The sequence below is a fragment of the Cohaesibacter sp. CAU 1516 genome (assembly GCF_005771485.1).
Taxonomy (GTDB): domain Bacteria; phylum Pseudomonadota; class Alphaproteobacteria; order Rhizobiales; family Cohaesibacteraceae; genus Cohaesibacter; species Cohaesibacter intestini.
On record NZ_VANT01000002.1, the window covers coordinates 292936 to 313203 of the forward strand.

A 20268-nucleotide genomic window follows, 5' to 3' on the forward strand; every position below is an offset into this window, starting at 1 on the left:
CGGACCGGGCCATCAAATCTTTAAATCCCGACGGCCAGCAAATGGCGATGGGTCGCATCGACGATCCGGGCAGGAACAATCTCCCCCGGCTCACCAAAATCAATCTCCGTCAGGGTGAATTGCTCGGTCCGCGCCAAACCGTTGCGCTCGACCAGCAACTGCACCTCCCGTCCAATCTGGCTCTGCAAATGCCGCTGCAACGCGGCCTCGCCCGCCTCTCGCAGACGCTGGGCCCGCTCACGGATGACAGGGCCTTTCACCGCAGGCATCCGCGCTGCAGGTGTACCGGGTCGCGCCGAAAAAGGGAAGACATGCAAATGGGTCAGATCGCATTCCTCGACAATATCAAGGCTGCGCTGGAACATATCCTCGGTCTCGGTTGGAAAGCCAACGATGATATCCGCGCCAAACACCATATCTGGCCGCAAGGCCCGCACCTCTTTGCAAAAGGCAATCGAATGATCCCTGTCATGGCGGCGTTTCATCCGCTTGAGGATCATATTGTCCCCCGATTGCAAAGACAGATGCAAGTGTGGCATCAAGCGCGCTTCATTGGCAATGCAATCCATCAAATCCGGATCGGCCTCGACCGAGTCGATCGACGAAATCCGCAAGCGCTCAAGAGAAGGCACATGCTTGAGGATCGATTTGACCAGCGCACCCAATTTTGGCTCACCGGGCAGATCGGCTCCATAGGAGGTGATATCCACCCCGGTCAGCACCACTTCCCGATAGCCATTATCGACCAATTTGGCGATCTGATCGACCACCGGTCCCATCGCCACCGAGCGGCTGTTGCCCCGACCAAAGGGAATGATGCAGAAGGTGCAGCGATGATCGCAGCCATTCTGAATCTGGACGAAGGCGCGGGCGCGCCCTTCCAGCCCGTCAATCAAATGAAGCGCGGTTTCCCGCACACTCATAATATCATTGACCCGGATTTTCTCGGCCATCGGCACGCCGAAATCAGGCACCGACTTGTAACTTTCCGATTTCAGCTTGTCGTCATTGCCGAGCACCAGATCCACTTCCTCCATCGAGGCAAAGCGTTCGCTCTCAGTCTGCGCAGCACAGCCTGTGACGATGATCCGGGCGTTGGGATTGTCGCGCTTGGCACGGCGGATCTGCTGACGGGCCTGTCGCACGGCCTCATTGGTCACCGCACAGGTATTGACCAATATGGCGTTATCGAGTCCCGCTTCGGTTGCCTGCTGCTTCATCACTTCGGATTCATAGCTGTTGAGGCGGCACCCGAAGGTCAAAACCTTGATGCTCATCCGGCATTCTCCTGCGCATCCACGCCGAGCTTGCGCCAACTCAGATCATCAAGATCAATCTCACCGACATATTCCAGCTCGGTGCTGCCGGTCATCAGGATGTGATCGTCTGCCTCACGCCATTCGATGGTCAGATCGCCACCGGGCAAATGCACCAACACCTTGCGGTCGGTCAGCCGATTGCGAAAGGCAGCAACCCCGGCCGCACAGGCCGCTGTGCCACAGGCATTGGTCAGCCCGACGCCGCGCTCCCAGACTTTGAGGGTCAATGCGCCGCGATCATGCACCTGGGCCAGCGAAATATTGGCCCGCTCGGGAAAGATCATGTGGTTTTCGAGCAGCGGCCCCACCCGTTCGAGACCATAGCTTTCGACATCCTTGTCGACCCAGAAGATCGCATGGGGATTGCCCACATTGACCACCGAAGGGCTGTGCAGAACCGGCGCGTCAATCGGTCCGACCTGCAACTCGATCGCGCGCGTATCCTCAAACGGTTCGGCCAGAGGGATATCCTGCCAACCGAACTTCGGCACGCCCATATCGACACTCACCATGTCGGGTGCCCCTGCCCCACGAGCCAGCAAATGGCCAACAACGGTCTGAACCGAAACTTGGGCCTTGCCCGTTTCTTCCATTAGCAAACGGCCGATACAGCGCGTGGCATTGCCACAGGCTTCGACCTCACCACCATCCGCATTGTGAATGCGCATGAAGACATCGGCTCCATCGGGCGAGGTTTCCAGCGTGATGAACTGATCGCATCCCGGGCCGGTTGCCGGATCGGCAAGCGCACGCACAGGTTCCGGCCCCAATTGGGGCTTGGTCTTTCGCGCATCAATCACGATGAATGCGTTGCCAAGACCGTTCATTTTCAGAAACTGCAGACGAGTGGCCATAGGGGAAGCCGTTCCTTGATAAGATACTGTTGAGGGGTGTGAAAGGATGTAAAATTGTCAAGCCGACAAGGCATACGCACTTTCGGCGGCTGAATAGCCCCCTATATGGCGAAAAGCGCGGCAAATTACCACCCCAAACAATGCAAAGCTCCCTCCCGAAGGGGCTCAGATTGGCATAAATACAACAAAAACCGCACAAGGCAGATGCTCGCGCGGTTTTATGCGTTCATTTCAGGCCGACAATCGCCGCCCAACTGACTTTCTGCTCAGCCGTTGAGGCCCGCTAGCATCACCTTTGACAGACGCTGGGCGAAGTCCGCCGGATTGGCCGGATGTTCGCCGTCAAGGATCAAGGCCTGATCAAGCAGCAAATGCGCTCCATCCGCCAGCGTCGCCTTGTCGGAGGCGGCTTCGAGCTGCTTGGCCAGCGACAGGATCAGCCCGTGGTCCGGGTTGACCTCCAAAATCGGCTGCAAGCCCGGCTGCGCGCCCTGCTGGCCACGCATCAGCTTCTCGAACCGACGATCCGGGCCAAAGTCCGGCGCAACGATACAGACCGGGCTGGTAGCCAGACGCGAGGAAACCCGCACATCGGACACGGCCTCCCCAAGGGTCTCCTTGACGAAGGCCACCAGAGCCGCAACGGCACCCTTATCCTTGGCCTCTTCCTCTTCATCCTTCTTGTCGTCCTCGTTGCCTTCCTTGGCCGGTTTGGCGATGGCATCAAGATCCTCAGCCCCTTGCGAGATCGACTTGAAGCCCTTGCCTTCATAGCCCAAAGCAGTCTGCACCCAGAAGGCATCGACCGCATCGCTCAGCAACAACACTTCCACGTCGCGCGCCTGATAGCCTTCGAGCTGCGGGCTGGCCAAAATGGCCTCCTTGCTATCGCCAAGCGCATAATAGATCGCGGTCTGGTTCTCTTTCAGCCCCTCGATATAGTCTGCCAAGGTCCGGCTCTCGCCCTTGGTGGTGTCAAAGCGCACCAGCTTGAACAACTGGTCGCGGCGCTCGGGATCTTCATAAAGCCCTTCCTTGATCACCGCGCCAAAAGCCTGCCACAGGGAGGCAAATTTCTCCGCATCTTTCTTGGCCACCTTTTCCAGCTCGGACAGGATGCGGTTGGTCACACCCTTGGAAATGGCGCTGAGGATCGGATTGTCCTGTAACATCTCGCGTGAAATGTTGAGCGGGATATCCTCGCTGTCGACAATCCCGCGCACGAAACGCAAATAGGCTGGCAGGATCTCGGCATCGTCGGTGATGAAGACCCGGCGAACATAGAGCTTGATGCGGCCCTTGCGGTTCGGATCGAACAGATCGAACGGTTTATGCTCAGGCACGAAGGCCAACACATTATATTCGGTGCGGCCCTCGGCGCGATAATGGATCGTCAGGGCCGGATCATCAAACTGCCCGGAGCTATATTGATAGAATTCTTTATATTGCTCGTCGGTGATCTCCGACTTCGCCTTGGTCCAGAGCGCAGACCCATCGGTCAGCTCTTCCTCTTCCAGCGCACTGGTTTCCTCATCGATCCGCATCAGACGGATCGGCACCGGTACGTGAGCGGAGTAATCCCGCACGATCCGTCGGATCGACACCGCATCGGCAAAGCTCTTCTCATCCTCTTTCAAATGCAGCACGATCTTGGTGCCGCGCGGCAGGCTGTCTTCCTCATTGGCCGGCGCAATCTCATAAGACCCTTCACCGTCGGAAATCCAGCGCCAGGCCTCCGCGTCCCCAGCCCGACGGGAGACAACCTCAACCTTGTCGGCCACCATGAAGGCAGAATAAAAGCCAATCCCGAACTGACCGATCAGCGCAGACCCGTCGTCGCCACTGGCCAACTGATCGAGAAAGGCGCGGGTGCCCGAGCGGGCGATGGTGCCCAGATTGTCAATTAGCTCGGCCTTGCTCATGCCTATGCCATTGTCGGCAACCGTCAACGTGCCCGCCTCGCCATCAGAAGACAAGGTGATCTTGAAATCCGGGTCATCCTTGACGAGATCGCCATTGGTCAGCGCCTCATGGCGCAGTTTCTCGCAGGCATCCGCTGCGTTCGAGATCAGCTCACGCAGAAAAATTTCCTTGTTGGAATAAACCGCATGAACCATCAAGTGAAGCAAACGGGAGACCTCGGCCTCGAAGGAATGGGTCTCTGTTTCGGCTGCTGTCTGGGTGTCTTGGTCAGACATGGTCAGATCCTTCCTGTTTTCCAATCATATTGAGCCAAAGTCGGCTCGGTCCTCATGCATCTCCCCACATCCCTCGACCGTGATCCCGAAGAGACCACCATAGGCAAGCATGACGTGGGGAGGTTTGACACAGCATCTAGCAACCCCGACCAACGCTTTCAAGATGGGGCAAGGCCGCAAACGGCACAAAAAAACGGGATGCCGTGAGGCACCCCGATAAGGAGCTGTTGGGATGTTGAAACGCGGCCTGTGTGATCGGCCAATTTCCTGACAAGCCGATCGAACCCGATGCTGCTGATGCCTCCCGCGATTTTGGTCGAACCGAAGAGACTGAGACGGGTCTTTGCAAATGCTCATCAAAAGGGGGCAGAGGCTCACATTTGCAAATCGCCGCGTGACAACAGGTCTTATATTGGGGGGAGGTGATGGTTTTCCAAGGGCTGAAATAAGGCAATTTTGTGATTTTCGCATGAAAATCAATGCATTATGAAAATTCTGTAATCTTCCTATTTGTCCGATTGCATGGCTGTGCTTCGACTAGCCTGCCGCCGCGCCCCTAAGCCTTGCCCAAGGCCTGCACCTGCAGCCTCTTGCCAAGCTGCTTTTTTGCGGCAATCATGAAACATCACCCGACAGACCCTATATAGAAAGAATGCACACGACAGGGACGGAACCATGATTTGAGGCCGCAAACCGGCAAGGAGGATCGATTGCTCGATAACAGTGATGAAAGTGTGACGCGACCGGCGGAGCAGAGACCCGCCACGGTGATTGGCCATTCCCAAATGGCCCCGTCAGCCCCACCGCAGATCTGCTTCAACCGGGTTGAACTGATGGCAATCCTCAATGTCTATGGCCGTATGGTCGCCGCCGGAGAAATGCGCGATTATGCCATCGACACCCTGAAGGACCGAGCCATATTCTCCATTTTCCGCCGCACCAGTGAAATGCCGCTTTATCGCATCGAGAAACATCCCAAACTGGCCCGCAAACAAGGCGCCTTCTCCCTCGTCTCGCAACAGGGCCAGATCCTCAAACGAGGCCACGATCTGCGCCCAATTCTTGCATTGCTCAATCAGAAACTGATGAAGTTGGTCGAAAAGTGACCGGTCGACTCGTCATCCTGATGCAAAAGATCCTATGCAAAAAGCCGCCCCGAATGGGAGCGGCTTTTCTGATATCTTGTGGCATCTGGCTTGATGCAGCAAGCGCCTATTCGCGGTTGCCAAACAGCTGCAGCAGCATCAGGAACAGGTTGATGAAGTCCAGATACAGACGCAGAGCGCCCATAATGGCTTTCTTACCTGCGGTATCAGCGCTGTCGCCTTCGAAATACATTTCCTTGATCTGCTGAGTGTCATAAGCGGTCAGACCGGCAAAGACCAGAACACCGATCACGGAGATGGCGAACTGCAGAGCGTTGGAGCCAAGGAAGATATTGACGATGGAAGCGATCACGATGCCGATCAGGCCCATCATCAAGAAGCTACCCATACCGGACAAGCTCTTGGTGGTGGTGTAGCCATAGAGGCTCAGACCAGCAAAAGCAGCGGCGGTAATGAAGAAGACCTGAGTGATCGACTGAGCGGTGAAGACCGCAAAGATCGAAGCAAGAGACACGCCCATCAGCGCGGCATAGACCCAGAAGACCATCTGTGCGGTGCCAGCGCTCATTTTCTGAATACGGAAGCTCAGGAACATCACCATCGCGAAAGGCGCGAACATGATGACCCATTTCAGCGGGCTGGCAAACAGGGTTGCGCCCAGCTGGGTATAGCCAATCACCTTGCCATCAACGACGCCGAACGCCATCGAATAGGTGACATAAGCCAGAAGACCAGTCACACCCAGTGCGATGGCCATATAGTTATAGACCTTGAGCATGTAGCTGCGCAGGCCCTGATCAATCTGAGCCATCTCGGCGGCGCGGCCGCTTAGATGTGCGCTCTGACGGAAATCATTCGACATGGTTTCTCCTCAAAAACTCGAAAGTTATATCACGGTCTGGCGGCTCGCCGGGTCTACCGACAAAGGGACGAGCGAAGCCATCTTCGTTCCTTCAAACGACATATGGCCATTATATGGTAGGCTTTGGCACCAAGCTCAAGCCCTTTTTCGGACCAGTTCGCGATTCACGTCAAAAGGTTACGAGAATTTAATCTCATCCTCGCACCCAGCCGGAAGTGTAAGCTTTTGTTAACCAGCCCTGAGGATCCGGGCGGGTTTTTTGTTGAGGCTCGACCATGTGCCGAGCAATCCCAGCACCACGGTTGCCACCATTGCCAGCAGCACAGCGACCACAGCCGCCATCGGCTGGAAGGTGAAAGGCATGTCCATCACCTGCGTTAGCACCAAATAGGCCGCACCATGGCCGATGCCAAGGGCGAACAGAGCCGTGATCAGGCCCAGAAGGCCATATTCAAGGCTATAGGCCGAGAGAACCTGCCGACGGCTGGCCCCCAGCGTTTTGAGGATCACCGCATCATAAATCCGCTCTCGCTGACCCGCCGCCAAAGCACCGGCCAGCACCAGAATGGAGGCAAGGATCGCCAGTGAGGATGCAGCCCGCATGCCCCAAGCCAATTGCCGCACCAGATCATTGACCCGATCCAGCGCCTCCCCGACCCGCACCGTGGTGACCGTCGGAAATTCCTTGATGACGGCTTTCATCACCTCCGCTTCCTGCGCACGAACCGCATCGGGTGCCTGCTCCCCCTCGCCGTTGAGGGACAGGGTCGCCAAATGGGCATGCGGCGCACCCGCAAAGGTGTTGGGCGAGAAGACCATGACGAAATTGATCGCCATCGATTGCCATTCCACCTGCCGCAAATTACTGATTTCGGCAGAAATGGTCCGCCCCAACACATTGACCGACAGGCTGTCACCAATCGCCAGTCCCAGCTCATTGGCCAATTCATAATCGAACGAGACCAAGGGCTTGCCCGCATAGTCTGCTGGCCACCAGTCCCCTTCCATCAGGGTGGAATTGTCCGGCAAGTCGGCCGAATAGGTGATGCCACGATCACCGCGCAACACCCACCTTGCCCCGTCCGGCGCGTCATACTCACTGGACGGAATGCCCTTCAGCTCTGTCAGCCGGCCACGCAGCATCGGCACCCGCTCCCTCTCGCCATTGGGGGCAAGGGCGTCAAGCCGCGCCTCGAAGCGTTCAACCTCGTTATTCTGGATATTGACGAAGAAGAAGTTCGGCGCTTTTTCCTGCAAGTTTCCGGTCAACTGATTCTGCAAATTGAGATCGATCAGCACCAAGGTCACCAGAAGGCTAAGACCAAGCCCCAAGGACAAAGCCACCGACGGGGTCAGCGCCCCGGGGCGATGCAGATTGGCAATCGCCAGACGCGGCACCACCCGCCGGATGCGCGGCAGCCGCTTGGCCCCTTGCATGATGGCATAGGCAATCAGTCGCAGCAGCGCAAAAACGATCACCATGCCGATCAGAAACCCGACCGCAACCATGGTCACCTTGGCGGTGGCCAAAACCAACCCCACCAGCAAAGCCCCAAGCCCCAGCGTAATCAGCCAGTCCACACGGCTGGCATGATAGCGTACCGGGGCAATCTGATCGCGAAACAGAGCGGTGGCCGGAATGGCGCGGGCCCTGAGCAGGGGCCGAATGGAGAAAAGCAATGCTGCCAGCAGCCCGAACAGGGCCGCAAGCCCCAGTTCCTCAGGATGCCACAGGGCAGAGGACAGCGGCAGATTGTCCGGCACCACCAGCGTCATGATATAGGGCACCAAGGCAGCAAAGCTCAGCCCGATGGCAATGCCGATCAGCGCAATCATCAGGATCTGCGCCAGATAAATGGCGACGATCAGCCAACTCGGCGCCCCGAGGCATTTATAACTGGCAATGGTATTTTGCCGCGACTGGATGAAGGCATGCACCGCATTGGCAATGCCGACACCACCCGTAATCAGTGATGCCAACCCCACCAACACAAGGAAGGAGGCAAAGCGATCAATGTTGCGTTTCAGCCCGCGCGCAGCCTCTGCCCGCGAGCGAATCCGCCAGCCATTGTCCGGATAAGTCTCCTTGATCTCGGCCTCGACAGCCTGAATCTCGGAGATGGTCGGAGCCCCATCCATCGCCACGCGGCCCGTCCAGCGGACAATCGCACCGGGCTGCACCAGATCGGTCTCACTCAGATCCTCAAGCGACATCAACAGACGCGGCCCGAGCGCCAGCCCGGTGGCCAGCGCATCCGGCTCGCTCGTGATCACATCGCCAATGATGAAGCGCTTGACGCCAACCATCAACGGATCGCCAACCTTCAGCCCGAGCCGATCAAGCAACAAGGGATCAGCCAGCAACAGGCCTGTCTCAAGCCCCTTGCCTTGAGCGGTTTCCAGCGTGCCAACCATCGGATAGGCATCGTCCACCGCCTTGATCTCGACCAGCATCTGCTCGGATTGATCTTCCGTGCTGGCCATAGCGCGTAAGGTGGCCACTTCACCAAAGCGGCCAAACTGGCTCAGAAACGCCCGTTGCTCGTCATCAACCCGCGTATGGATCGCCGAGAGCGACAGATCGCCCCCCAGAATCACCCGCCCCTGCTCTTCAAGACCGCCGGTCAAGGTGCGTGACGCCGAGCCAACCGCACCAATGGCAGCGACCCCGAGGGCAATACAGGCCAGAAAAATGTAAAATCCCGCAAGACCGCCGCGCATTTCGCGAAAGGCGAAGCGGAAGGCAAGCTTCATCCACGCCATCCAGCCACGCGCAGGCAGGCTTGGGCCTGCATGAGGCGGTCCGGTTTCAGCCCCGGAGGCTTTGGCAACCATTTGATCCATTCCGCAACCCCTAACCTGCTACCGCACCACTGGCCTGTTCATGGTCGTCTTCAACCAGTTGGCCGGATCTCAGCCGCACCACTCGCTCGCAGCGATCCGCCAGATTGGGGTCATGGGTCACAAGCATCAGGGTCATGCCGCGTTCTTTATGCAGCCGGAACATCAGATCGGAAATTTCCTTGCCAGTCTCGGCATCCAGATTGCCCGTTGGCTCATCGGCAATCAGGATCGCGGGCCGAGGCGCCAACGCCCGGGCAATCGCCACCCTTTGTTGCTCTCCACCGGACATTTCAGCCGGATAATGATGAATACGCGGCCCAAGACCAACCGCTTCCAACTCGGCTTTCGCCACATCATAGGCGTCGCTGCGCCCGGCCAGTTCCAGCGGAATGGCAGTATTTTCAAGCGCAGTCATGGTCGGCACCAGATGGAAGGACTGGAAAATGATGCCAATCTCCGCCCCGCGAAACCGTGCCAGCGTATCTTCATCCATCGCCGACATGTCGCTGCCATCGACCAGCACCTTGCCCTTGTCGGCCTGCTCCAGCCCGGCCATCACCATCAAAAGGGTCGATTTGCCAGAGCCGGACGGCCCAACCAGCCCCACCGACTGACCGCGCGCAATTTCAAGCTCGATGCCGCGCAGGATATCGACCCGCGAATGACCCGCGCCGAGACTGAGATAAACGTCATGCAGGGAGATGATGACAGGATCGAGGTCACTGTGTGGTCGGGAGGCGTCAGGCTGGTCGGAAAGGGCAACAGGGGAGGATGAAGTCACGTTGATCATATCCTATATTAAGGGCGAGCCTTGATCTGTCGCGCAGGACAGCTACGTAAACTGAATAGTTTCCCTTATATGGGAAGTCGAAAATCAGATTCAACAATCACGCCTTTGTCACCTTATGAGACCCTTTATGCCCAAAACCCCACAAGACCAAAGACCCCAGTCGCAGGCAGCCACCCGTGATCTGACCCCGCTTCTACGGCTGGCGATGGCTGGCAGTTTTCTTTTGCTCCTGCTTTTCGTGACACTCACCCGCCTGCACGCTGCCGAACCTATGCGCATTCTGGCCTTTGGCGACAGTCTGTCCGCAGGCTACCAGCTGCCCGCTGGCAAGGGCTTCACCGATCAGTTGCAGAAAAGTCTCACCGAGCAGGGATTGAACGTCGAGGTGATCAATGCGGCGGTCTCTGGCGACACCAGCGCCAACGGTCTGTCGCGCCTTGACTGGTCAACCCCTGACGGGATCGATCTGGTGGTGCTGGAACTGGGTGCCAACGACGCTTTGCAGGGTCTGCCGGTTGACAAGACCAAGGCCAATCTCGCCGCCATGATCGAAAAATTCCGTGCCAAGGGTGCCAAGGTCGCGCTAATGGGCATGAAAGCCCCCCCCAATATGGGGCAGACATATGTCTCTGCCTTTGACGCAATCTATCCGGCACTCGCCGAGGAAATGAACGTGCCCTTGCTACCCTTTTTCCTTGAAGGCGTTGCCGGTGATCCCTCCCTCAATCTGGCAGATGGCATCCACCCCAATCCCCAAGGCATTGAAATCATCGTCAGCAATGTTGCACCTTTCCTCCTTGACATAGTAAAAGACCTTAACTGATCAGGGGCAATTTCGCTCCCTGCCACCCTTCTTTTTCGTTCATTGCATGTCCCGCACCAGCCCCCGCCTGTTTTTGCGAGACAGACACCAGCCCTCCCGACGGTCCGGCAATACGGACCCGTTCGCCAGAAATTGAATTGGATCTCACCATGGAAATGAGAAAACTCGGTCGCACCGACCTGGAAGTCAGTAGTCTGTGCCTTGGCACCATGACATGGGGTGAACAAAACACCCAGGCCGAAGCCTTCGAGCAAATGGATTATGCCACCGAAAACGGCATCAACTTCTTTGACACAGCAGAGCTATATGCCATTCCGCCCAAGCCGGAAACCCAGGGCCGGACCGAAGAAATCATCGGCAACTGGCTGCACGAAAAGGGCAACCGCGACGAGTTGATCATTGCCTCCAAGGTCATAGGTCGCAGCGGCATGACATGGTTTCGCAAGGATGGGTCCCCCGGTCAGCTGAACCGCGCCCAGATCAACGAAGCGGTCAATGCCAGTCTCAAACGCCTGAAAACCGACTATATCGACCTCTACCAGATCCATTGGCCTGATCGCAATGTCACCCAGTTTGGCGCCAACCCGATCATCTATGCCCACCCGCGGCAGGCAGAAGACGAAAATTCCATCGCCGAGATTCTCGATGTGATGAATGATCTGGTCAAGGCGGGCAAGATCCGTCATCTTGGCCTGTCCAACGAGAGCGGCTGGGGCACCATGCGCTTCGTCTCGGAAGCCGATGCCGGCAAGGGGCCACGCGTTGTATCCGTCCAGAATGCCTATAGCCTGCTGAACCGGACCTTCGAGGTCAACATGGCCGAAATCGCCATGCGCGAGAATGTCGGCCTGCTGCCTTATTCCGTGCTCGGACAGGGTTTCATCACCGGCAAGTATCTTGACGGAAAACGCCCACATGGCGCGCGTGCCACCCTGTTTGACCGCCAGCACCGCTACACCACACCGGGAGCAGACCCGGCCATTCGCGGCTATCTCAAAGTGGCTGAGGACTTCAATGTCGACATCGCACAATTGTCCATCGCCTTTGCCACCTCGCGCCCCTTTGTTACCTCCACGATCCTTGGCGCCACCACCCTTGAGCAGCTCAAAATCGACATTGCCGCCCATGACATGGTGGTGACCGAAGAGATGGAAGCCGCCATCAATGCAGTCCATATGGTCCACGCCAACCCGTGCCCATAAGCAAGCAAAAAAATCGCAGAAACCAACAAGGGTCGCCCTGCCACAAGGCTGGCGGCCCTTTACTTTTCTCCACTGCCTCATATGGTTGATGGATGATCAGGCAAGCTTTTAAGGCAACGTCACATATTTTGAGCTATTCTCATTGCGTGACAGATCTGAAGTGATTCGCACCGGCATTTGCATCAGACTATCAAACGCTCATGTGCCGATCATTTCGTCTGGAACACGGCTTTTTGGCCACGCCGACACAGACGTCGTGCCCCCACATCCTGCACGGGAGCGAAATGATGCCACGCTTGTTTGCCGGTTTGGAAATCCCCCCTTCCATCAGCAATCTGCTGTCCTTGCAAAAGGGCGGCCTGTATGGTGCCCGCTGGGTGGACCAATCCAACTATCACATCACACTGCGTTTCATGGGCGATGTTGACTATGCGCTCGCCAATGAAATTGTCTTCGAGATGTCGCAAATCCAATATCCTGAATTTGATCTGTCCCTCAGAGGCTTTGGTGCCTTTGGATCAAAGAAACCTCACTCGGTCTTTGCAGCGGTGCAGAATAGTGAAGATCTCTATCTGCTCCATCGCGAACTGGAGCAGCGGATGAACAAGATCGGCCTGAAGCCGGACAAACACGATTATACGCCGCATGTCACCCTCGCCCGCCTGAACAAGAATGCCGAAGCGATCGACGTGGCCAATTATCTGGCCATGCGGGGCAATTTCCGCACCGAACAATTCAGTGTGCCGCGCTTTGTGCTCTATTCTGCCAAAGACAGCATTGGCGGCGGGCCTTATGTGGTCGAGGAAAGCTTCGATCTATTGTAGGGTCCTGCGGAAGAACGTTCAACGACAGCGAGCGACGAGAAAGTTGCTTGCCCGGTCGATCATCGCATAAACCGCACCAAAACCACGATCGCCCCCATAATAGGGGTCAGGCACCTCATCAAAGCCCAGATCATCCGCGACCTCGCAATAATCTAGATAGAGCGCCAGCTCCGCGATGCCGTCCCGCGGTTGGATAGCCTGCAGATCGGCCAGATTGTCCCGGTCCATCGCCAAAATCAGCTCGAACTCATAAAAATCCTGTCGCCGCACTTTGCGCGCCCGCAAATCATCCATCGCGATACCATGCTGACGGGCAATGCCCACCGAGCGTCGGTCTGGCGGGTTGCCCACATGCCAAGGTCCGGTGCCACAACTGTCCAGCCGGACCTGCTCCCCCAATCCCGCCAACTGCAGCTTGTGACGCATCACCCCTTCCGCCAACGGCGAGCGGCAGATATTGCCCAAGCAGACAAAGAGAATGGATTGGATGCCTCGCGCCATACTGGTCAGCCCCGCTTTTGGTGGTCTGTCCCGACCACCAATGGATCGCGACATCAGGATCGATGCAATTTAATCTAGACTTCAACAGGCATCACCGCAACAGCCCGCAAGGCTGGTATAGGTAACTCACCAATATTTAATTGAAAAACCGAATAAATATCATGTGCTTCCAGCCAGAAGCCACGGCTTGTTTACCATTTGACTTTCTACTTCCTTAATTATTTTCTTATAACTTTACGTCGTACGCGACGGAGAAAACCATGCCATACTATATCGGTGACAGTGACCTCGAAAAGCACCTGCTCTCATTTCTGATGCAATCGGCCCATCAGGGGATGTCACTGGTGAGCAACGAGATGGAAGTTGTTTTCATCAACAAGGCGGCTTGCGACATGCTCGGCCTGCCCATTGAAGTACTTGAGGAAAACCCATCCCTCGAATTCTTGCTGCGCTATCTGGCCGAACGGGGCGTCTATGGCCCTGGCGACCCTGAGAAGCTGGCGCAAGAAGTGCTGGAAACCGCACGCCAATTCAACCCCATCGAGATCGAGCGCGAACAACCGGACGGGCGCATCATTCGCATGCAGCGCACTCCATTGGGGCATTCCGGTTTCGTCACCATTTACAGTGATATCACCGATCAGCGCACTTATGAAGCCAATCTCGAAGCGACCCAGTATGAACTGGAAATGAAGCTCGAACACAGTCTCGACGAAGTCAATTACCACCGTGATCTGCTGGTCAATGCCATGGATGCCGTTGATGATGGCCTGATCGTTTTTGACGAAAATGACCATCTGGTGCTAGCCAACAAGCGCATGCAGGATTTGTATCCCTCGCTGAAACGCCACCTTGTGCAGAATTCCCATATCGACTGTATCGAAGGCTTCAGCATTCCTGAAAGCCAGCGATCCGAGGACGACGCAACCAACCTGTTCAGCAGCAGTGAGCACAAACTGCATGACGACAACTGGTATCGCATAAACCAGTCCCCGACGGTCAATGGCGGCCGCATCGCGATCTTTTCTGATGTATCGGTCTACAAGGACCAAACCCACAAACTGCAGGATCACACCAACCAGCTGGTCAAATTGTTGCAAAAGGAAATCAACCTGTCAGAAACCCAGCGCGAATTCGTCTCGATGGCGTCTCACGAATTCAAGACACCGCTGGCCATCATCGACAGCAACGCCCAGCGTATCCAGCGCAAGATCGGCGAAATTCCCAATGAGCGCCTGCGCGAACGCATTGGCAATATCCGCGACTCCGTGCAACGCATGCAATATCTGATCAATCGCTTCATGGACTTCTCAACCGATGAAATCACCGGCCTGAAAGTCGAGGCCAAGCGGCAACCTTTCCGCGGGGCGCTGGAAAAATTGTGCATATCCCATCTGGAAATGGGCGAAGACTGCAACATTGTCTGGGATTTGGACGCATTGCCACAATTCGCCCATTTCGACCAGAATATGCTCGACCAATGCGTCAGCAATATCCTGTCGAACGCCATCAAATATTCCGAACCGATGGCTCCGATCACGGTAACGGGTGAACGCACTGACCGGTATCTGAAAATCCGGGTTGCAGATCAGGGCGTTGGCATTCCCAAGAGCGAAATGTCCAAGATCTTCAACAAATACTACCGTGCCTCAACCTCCAGCGGCATCGCCGGCACCGGCATCGGCCTCAACTTCGCGCAGATGGCCCTGAAAGAACATGATGGTCACATTGAAGTCGAGAGTGAAGTCGGCAAGGGGTCCTGCTTCACGATTTTCCTGCCAGCCAAACTGGCGATCGACGACCAAGATGAAAGCACTGCCCCGGTCCGGGCCGTATCCTGACGGAGAAAAGAAATGACGACGAGAATTTTGTGCGTCGAAGACGAAGAATTGTTGCTCGATGATATCGTCGAAGAATTGCAGGATGAAGGCTATGAAACGCTGAAAGCCCACAATGGCAAGGAAGCCATTGAAATCCTCAAACATGAAACCGTCGATCTCATTCTGTGCGATATCATGATGCCGCTGATCGATGGCCTGACCACCCTCAAACTGGTGCGCGAACGCCTGCCCCAGCATAACGAGGTGCCGTTCATTTTCCTCACCGCCAAGGCCACCCGCGAAGACATTCTGGCCGGCAAGCGCTTGGGCGTTGATGACTATCTTACCAAACCCATCGATTATGACCTGCTGCATGCCACCATCAGTACGCGCATCAATCAGGTGCACCGCTTCCGCGACACCAACGAGGAACGCCTGAAGCGCATCTACAATGCCCTGAAGGAAAAACAGAGCGACAATGCGCCTCTGTCCGTCTCACTGATAGCCAAGTCCCATTCCTACGTCGCCCCGATCGAACAGGGCTTGAAGGAAGTGGGCTGCATGGTCGAGTTCATTCAGGAAGAGCATCTGTCCAAGCGCAAGGATGCGGTGGAGGAAAATGATCTCTGTTTTCTGCTCTACAGCAAAGTGGTGCATTTCTATCTCTCTGGCCTGATCAATACCAAAAAGACCCATGGGCGTGGCAAGATGGTGCTGCTATGCAACGACAAGGTCGATGAAAATCTCAAAAAGGCTCTGGTCGATCTGGGTATCGGCCGAACAATCGATTACCCCTTCCCGCCGGTCAAGATTTTCAAAATCATCATGGCGGCGATGCAGAACAAATAGATCGCCAAAGCACGACCATCGCTCCATCCATCCGATCAATGCAAGGCCCGTTGCAGGGCTTGATCCATCGGTGCAGCGCGGCCTATGGTCCGTTCAGAACAACCATATGCGCCGACAAAATGCGTCCTTGTGGCTCTCAGCCATGACGCTTGGCTGCAAATGCCTTATCATCAAGACATTGCAACACGTTGAAGGGTGGGCAACATCATGAAAAACAAACTGCAACTCATCACCTATATAGACCGCCTCAGTGGTGGCGGTGTCGCAAATCTCGACGCGCTACTCAATGGTCCTCTGGCTGGTTTGTTTGGCACGGTGCATTTGTTGCCCTTCTTCGATCCCTATGACGGGGCGGATGCGGGCTTTGACCCCAAGGATCACACCATCGTCGATCCAAGACTGGGCACCTGGGACGATGTCCGTCGCCTGTCGAAAAGCCATGACATCATGGCCGACCTGATTGTCAATCACGTCTCTGCCGAAGGCGCTGCCTTTCAGGACTTTGTTGAGAAGGGCGACGCCTCGGACCATGCGGAGATGTTTCTCAGCTATGCATCGGTTTTCCCCCAAGGGGCCACCGAACAGGAGCTGATGGCAATCTATCGCCCCCGTCCCGGCCTGCCCTTCACCTATATCACCCTGAAGGACGGCACCAAACGCCTGATTTGGACCACCTTCACCGCCAACCAGATCGACATTGACGTCCATAGCGCCAAAGGCGCGGCCTATCTCGAGCGGATTCTCGACACATTCGCCGCCTCCGGCGTCACCACCATCCGACTTGATGCTGCGGGCTATGCCATCAAGAAACCGGGCACCAGCTGCTTCATGATCCCCGAGACCTATGATTTTCTTGAGGCGCTCAGTAACAAGGCCAAGGCCCGCAACATGGAAGTGCTGGTCGAAATCCACAGCTATTATCAGGATCAGATCGCCATCGCCCAGCAGGTCGACCGGGTTTATGATTTTGCCTTGCCACCGCTGCTGCTTCATGCGCTCTTCACTGGCGATGCAAACCCGCTGGCAAACTGGCTGGAGGTCAGCCCACGCAATGCCCTGACCGTGCTCGATACCCATGACGGCATCGGCGTGATTGATGTCGGCGCGGCGTCCGATGGTCGCCCCGGCCTGCTTGAACCAGACGCCATCGATCAGCTGGTCAAAACCATGCATGAGCGCACGGGGGGCACTTCGCTCAAAGCCACCGGGGCTGCGGCCTCCAATCTCGATCTTTATCAGGTCAATTCCACCTATTTCGACGCCCTTGGTCGCCGCGATCAGGACTATCTGATCGCCCGCGCTGTCCAATTCTTCGCCCCCGGCATTCCGCAGATCTATTATGTTGGTCTACTCGGCGCGCAAAATGACATGGACCTGCTCGCGCGCACCAATGTCGGGCGTGACATCAATCGTCACTATTTTGCCGAAGGCGAAGTCGTCGATGCAATGAACAGCCCGATGGTGGCCGCGCTGATCGATTTGATCCGCTTCCGCAATGACCATCCGGCCTTTGACGGCAGCTTCTCACTCGAGCAGCCGGAGGCCTCAAAATTGGTGCTGAGTTGGAAGAGTGAGACAGCAAGCGCCACCTTGAGTGTCGATTTTGCAGCGCTCCAAGCCAATATCCACCACACCGCCAACGGCGTGGAAGGAGCCTTCGTCATTGCCCCTACAGCGCCTGATCGACGATCAAGCGCGGCTCACCCCGAATAAGAAAATATGCCTGCGGCAGAAAACGGGCAGACGACCAACGCGTTTGGCGGCAAACGCTCAGAAACGAACACACATCAATCACCCAAAGCCCGGTTTAGCCTCCCCTTTTGAGGGGCTTTCCGAGTTGGGATGGCTGGCCTTGTCCCTTTTTTACCACGCGATCACCCCAAAACGGCAAACCCCATTCCAAGCCTCCGCTTGCATCACCCGTCTGTTGGCGACAGAGGGCCTCAGCTATCTTCATGAAATAGCGGTGTAATTGCGGGTTTTCACGACTTCCTCCCGCTCTGCTTGGCGATCATGATCGCTTCGAATCCCGCCACGCATTCGATCCGGTCTTTCAGTCAATCGCTTCAATCAAAAAACAACAGTTTTTGAGCATAGTTGTCAATTCATGTTTGTTTTATGGAATTAATATGACATTTTTTGTGTGAAATGACCATTTATACGCATTTATACCGATAGTCTATGATCGTTTATCGACTTAGTGTTGGCTCTGACAAAATCTCTTGGCAGGTCTAAGCGCATTGGGAGGTGCCTGACCATCTGGCCTCTTGAAGACGGCCTGTCAGGATTGTGGAGGAAACCTATGTCAGCAAAAAGACCATGCATCGGTGTCGTCGCACTGGGTCGACCAACCTTCGACGTACCTTTTGCAGAAGAGATTCTGGCCAAAGCCTGGGGCTCTCTGGAGAGCCTCAATGCCGATTTGATTGGCAAGCCGGAGTTGCTCTTCGATGCCGACGCGGTGCTGGGTGCACTGCCTGCGCTCAAAGCGCAAAAACTTGACATGCTGCTCCTGCTGCAAGTGACATTCACCGACGCAACCATGACCGTTGAACTGGGCAAAGAGATTGATGCACCTTTGGTCATGTGGTCCTTCCCCGAAGCCCGGACCGGTGGTCGCCTCAGGCTCAATTCCTTCTGCGGGGTCAATCTCGCCAGCCATGCGCTCAGCCGCAACGACCTTTCCATCGACTATATCCATGCGGATGCTGACAGCCCCAAAGCCATTGAAGACATCGCGCTTCTGGCCAGAGCCGGAGCCATCGTCAACGAACTGCACGGCGCCAAGCTCAAGCTGGTCGGCGAGCATCCCGACGGCTTTGACGCCTGCAACTTCAATGAACAAGAGCTGCAACGCCGCTTCGGTATTGATGTCGACCGCATCGGCATCAGCGATTTTATCAATCAAGTCAAAGCCTTGCCTGATGACGTCGCCGACGCCCCCTATGAGCGCCGCAAGGCCCAGTTCCCCAATCTCGGCGAGCTGGATCAGGAAGCAACCCGCAAGACCCTCAAAGTCTATTCCAAGCTGCGCACGGAAGCCGATGAAAAGGGCTATAAGGGCATCGCTGTCCGCTGCTGGCCGGATTTCTTTGTCGAATATGGCTGCGCGGCCTGTGGTGCCTTGGCTCTGCTCAATGAAGATCACACCCCGGCAGGCTGCGAAGCCGACATGATGGGGGTTGTCACCTCCCTTACCCTGCAACAGGCCTCCGGCGGCTCGGTCTTTAACACCGATCTGGTCGATGTCAACATTGAGGACGACTCCATCGTCTTCTGGCATTGCGGTCAGGCCCCGATCGACATGGCCGACACCGACCAGACCATTCAGGGCACCATCCATTCCAACCGCAAAATGCCTTTGCTTTCAGAATTTGCCCTGAAGCCGGGCCGCATCACCATGGCGCGCTTCTCCCAAGGCCACGGCAAGTTGCGGCTGCTTCTGGCCGGAGCGGAGATGATCAAGGCTCCACTGGCCTTTTCCGGCACCGCTGGCACCGCCAGACCGGATATCCCCGTCAAAGACTTCCTTGACCGGATGATCAATGAGGGGCTCGAGCACCATACGGCGCTGACCTATGGCGAGCATCGCCCGATCATGCGCGCCATCGCCAAACGCCTTGGCATCGAAGTCGTCGAACTGACCTGACCAATTGGCGCCTGCCAATAGGGTTCAGCATTGGGCCGGGCGGCCAACTGCCCCGCCCGCCTCTGTCAAACGGCATGCTTGAAAAAGGATCGCACCATGCTTGCAGCGCTTGAAAAGGGTCTCAACAGGATCAACAGCCCCATCGGCAAACTGGGCAGCTGGATTGGTGGCTCGATGCTGATCGTCATGACCGTCATTGTGCTGCTGCAAATCCTGTTTCGCTATGTCCTCAACATGCCATTGAGCTGGACCGATGAAGCTTCGCGCTTCCTGATGATCTATATGGTCTATCTCTGCCTGCCGATCATCTATCTGCAGGACAAGAACATCGCCATGACCTTCCTGCTTGATGCGCTAAATGGCTTACGAATCAAACATCTTCTGATGATCCTCATCCACTGCCTCGCAATCCTCACCTTTCTGGTCTGGATCAAGTTTGGCTATGACTTCTTTGCCCGCGGTTCGAGCCGTGCCGACAGCCTGCCCATCACCATGAATGTGATCTACATCGCCCCGCCGTTGCTGATGGGCATCACGCTCCTGTCTGCCTTGCAGAAGATCGTCTCGGAGCTGCGCCAATTCATCCATTTCAAACCCGCCGAACAAGAGCCACAGGCTTGATTGATC

Annotated in this window: 16 protein-coding genes; 9 read left to right on the forward strand and 7 right to left on the reverse strand. The window is 56.2% G+C overall.

Annotated features, from left to right (window positions below; all coding sequences use genetic code 11):
- Positions 1-20: 20 nt before the first annotated feature.
- From mtaB to htpG, 3 genes are all read right to left on the reverse strand, one after another.
- The gene (gene mtaB / locus FDK21_RS08235; RefSeq protein ID WP_138148152.1) at positions 21-1277 is read right to left on the reverse strand and encodes a tRNA (N(6)-L-threonylcarbamoyladenosine(37)-C(2))-methylthiotransferase MtaB; all 1257 of its coding nucleotides are present in this window, start codon (positions 1275-1277) and stop codon (positions 21-23) included.
- Entirely contained in the window at positions 1274-2173 is a 900-nt protein-coding gene (dapF, locus tag FDK21_RS08240) for a diaminopimelate epimerase (protein WP_138148153.1), read from the reverse strand. Before dapF ends, mtaB begins: the two co-directional genes overlap by 4 nt.
- A 266-nt stretch (positions 2174-2439) precedes the next feature.
- Positions 2440-4371 (reverse strand): molecular chaperone HtpG, encoded by a 1932-nt coding sequence (gene htpG, locus FDK21_RS08245; protein WP_138148154.1) that lies wholly within the window; start codon positions 4369-4371, stop codon positions 2440-2442.
- Between the two features lie 785 nt (positions 4372-5156).
- Between htpG and FDK21_RS08250 the strand changes: the two genes are divergently transcribed.
- Positions 5157-5477 carry a DUF2794 domain-containing protein gene (locus tag FDK21_RS08250; RefSeq protein WP_114008637.1) on the forward strand — a complete coding sequence of 107 codons (321 nt, stop codon included), beginning with the start codon at positions 5157-5159 and terminating at the stop codon, positions 5475-5477.
- A 106-nt stretch (positions 5478-5583) separates the two neighbouring features.
- Here FDK21_RS08250 and FDK21_RS08255 read toward each other — a convergent pair whose 3' ends face one another.
- From FDK21_RS08255 to FDK21_RS08265, 3 genes are all read right to left on the reverse strand, one after another.
- Complete coding sequence (locus FDK21_RS08255; protein WP_138148155.1) at positions 5584-6339, reverse strand: Bax inhibitor-1/YccA family protein; 756 nt, start codon at positions 6337-6339, stop codon at positions 5584-5586.
- A 228-nt stretch (positions 6340-6567) separates the two neighbouring features.
- Positions 6568-9183, reverse strand: coding sequence for an FtsX-like permease family protein (locus tag FDK21_RS08260; protein WP_246657525.1), 2616 nt, complete (start codon positions 9181-9183; stop codon positions 6568-6570).
- 10 nt (positions 9184-9193) lie between these two features.
- The gene (locus tag FDK21_RS08265) at positions 9194-9973 is read right to left on the reverse strand and encodes an ABC transporter ATP-binding protein (RefSeq protein WP_138148156.1); all 780 of its coding nucleotides are present in this window, start codon (positions 9971-9973) and stop codon (positions 9194-9196) included.
- 127 nt (positions 9974-10100) lie between these two features.
- Between FDK21_RS08265 and FDK21_RS08270 the strand changes: the two genes are divergently transcribed.
- From FDK21_RS08270 to thpR, 3 genes are all read left to right on the forward strand, one after another.
- Positions 10101-10796, forward strand: coding sequence for an arylesterase (locus tag FDK21_RS08270; protein ID WP_210238713.1), 696 nt, complete (start codon positions 10101-10103; stop codon positions 10794-10796).
- A gap of 149 nt (positions 10797-10945) precedes the next feature.
- On the forward strand, positions 10946-11998 hold the full coding sequence (locus FDK21_RS08275) for an aldo/keto reductase (protein WP_114008634.1): 1053 nt from the start codon (positions 10946-10948) through the stop codon (positions 11996-11998).
- A 287-nt stretch (positions 11999-12285) separates the two neighbouring features.
- Positions 12286-12822 carry an RNA 2',3'-cyclic phosphodiesterase gene (gene thpR / locus FDK21_RS08280; protein ID WP_114008632.1) on the forward strand — a complete coding sequence of 179 codons (537 nt, stop codon included), beginning with the start codon at positions 12286-12288 and terminating at the stop codon, positions 12820-12822.
- A gap of 18 nt (positions 12823-12840) precedes the next feature.
- Here thpR and FDK21_RS08285 read toward each other — a convergent pair whose 3' ends face one another.
- Positions 12841-13377 (reverse strand): low molecular weight protein-tyrosine-phosphatase, encoded by a 537-nt coding sequence (locus FDK21_RS08285; RefSeq protein WP_246657526.1) that lies wholly within the window; start codon positions 13375-13377, stop codon positions 12841-12843.
- Positions 13378-13583: 206 nt separating this feature from the next.
- On the opposite strand from FDK21_RS08285, the gene FDK21_RS08290 reads away from it, so the two are divergent.
- The 5 genes from FDK21_RS08290 (at position 13584) to FDK21_RS08310 (ending at position 20262) form a co-directional block, all read left to right on the forward strand.
- Positions 13584-15164, forward strand: coding sequence for a PAS-domain containing protein (locus FDK21_RS08290; protein ID WP_138148157.1), 1581 nt, complete (start codon positions 13584-13586; stop codon positions 15162-15164).
- Positions 15165-15176: 12 nt separating this feature from the next.
- Complete coding sequence (locus FDK21_RS08295; protein ID WP_114008285.1) at positions 15177-15992, forward strand: response regulator; 816 nt, start codon at positions 15177-15179, stop codon at positions 15990-15992.
- Positions 15993-16199: 207 nt separating this feature from the next.
- Positions 16200-17705 carry a sucrose phosphorylase gene (gene gtfA, locus FDK21_RS08300; protein ID WP_138148158.1) on the forward strand — a complete coding sequence of 502 codons (1506 nt, stop codon included), beginning with the start codon at positions 16200-16202 and terminating at the stop codon, positions 17703-17705.
- Positions 17706-18294: 589 nt separating this feature from the next.
- A complete protein-coding gene (locus FDK21_RS08305; protein ID WP_138148159.1) occupies positions 18295-19641 on the forward strand; it encodes an L-fucose/L-arabinose isomerase family protein in 1347 nt (448 codons plus the stop codon).
- 96 nt (positions 19642-19737) lie between these two features.
- A complete protein-coding gene (locus tag FDK21_RS08310) occupies positions 19738-20262 on the forward strand; it encodes a TRAP transporter small permease (protein ID WP_138148160.1) in 525 nt (174 codons plus the stop codon).
- Positions 20263-20268: the final 6 nt, after the last annotated feature.